Raw genomic sequence first — 1405 nt, 5'->3', positions numbered from 1 at the left:
TATATAAGCACATTTATAAGTGAAAACTTATAAATTCTTATATATTAAAAAAGGCCAACCAGAAAGTCTGGTTGACCTAATCATATTATAAGGGATTACGCAGTTACACTTGCGATTTCAGATGCATCATCTTTATCTTGAAATTGCATTTCTACCTTGCGAATCCTATTTTTGCTAGTTTCACGAATAATAAATTTGTATTGCTCATAAAAATGCTCTTTCCCCGGCTTAGGATCCTGAACCTGACTGTAAAGCCATCCGCCAACGGTATCAACATCCTCATCTTCGAAGTTCATTCCTGTTAGTACAGTGAGCTCGTCTAGTGATACCTTGCCGTCTAGCAGATAACTCGTATCGGAGAGCTGCTCAACGTCTTTTCTTTCGTCAGCATCAAACTCGTCTCGGATCTCACCGACAATTTCTTCAAGAATGTCTTCGATTGTAATAAGTCCAGATGTTCCACCATACTCATCTACAAGAATTGCGATATGAACGCGTTCCAGCTGCATTCTTTTGAGAAGCATTTTGACAGGTGTTACCTCGGATACGCTAAGTACAGGATAAACGATCTTTTTGAAATCGAAGCCTTTGTCTTGCTCAAGCTCTAGAAATAACTGCTTTGTATTGATCATACCTACAATGTTATCTTTGCTCTCTAGTGCAACCGGAAAGCGTGTATATTGTTCCTTACGTATAATGTCCATGTTATCCGCCAGTGATTTGTTTGTATACAAGCAAATCATATCGGTGCGCGGCACCATAATTTCTTTGGCAAGCAATTCGTCAAAAGCGAAAATCCGGCTAACGTATCCATATTCCGTATTGTTAATTTTACCGCTTTGGAAGCTTTCATTCAGAATAATTTGAATCTCTTCTTCGGAATGCGCTTCTTCGTTCTCAGTAGCAGGTTTAAGTCCAAACAGACGAACTAATGCATTAGCAGAGCCGTTAAGTACCCAAATGAACGGAAACAAAATTTTGTAGAAAAGAATAATCGGTTTTGCTGTATGAAAGGTAATAAATTCAGCCTTCTGTATAGCCCATGTTTTTGGTGCAAGCTCACCAATTACTACGTGAAGAAACGTTACCGAACTAAATGCGATAATGATGGATAAGATATGACTAAAATCACCACTAAAATTCCAGCTTTCAAATAAGGGTAAAAGCAATAGTTCAACTGTTGGTTCTCCCAACCAGCCAAGCCCGAGTGCTGTGATTGTTATCCCTAATTGACAGGCTGACAAGTAGGAATCCAAGTTGCTCGTAACCTTTTGAACGGCAAGCGCGTTCCTCCGGCCCTCAAGCACTAACTGATCAATTCTGCTTGAACGTAGTCTGATAATTGCAAACTCCGTTGCGACGAAAAAAGCAGTTAATAAAATAAGAAGAGCAATCATGAATAAAC

At 39.2% G+C, this 1405-nt stretch carries 1 protein-coding gene; it reads right to left on the bottom strand.

Translation table 11 applies throughout. The annotated features are described in order from the left end of the window. Window positions 1-95: 95 nt before the first annotated feature. The coding region (locus tag AC1DWN_RS33745; protein ID WP_477563185.1) for a hemolysin family protein at window positions 96-1405 on the bottom strand (1310 nt) is incomplete at its 5' end.

The organism is Paenibacillus sp. P4_A7, from assembly GCF_056402455.1.
The sequence above is the reverse complement of the archived record's forward strand: the minus strand, read 5'-3'. Positions and strand labels throughout refer to the sequence as shown.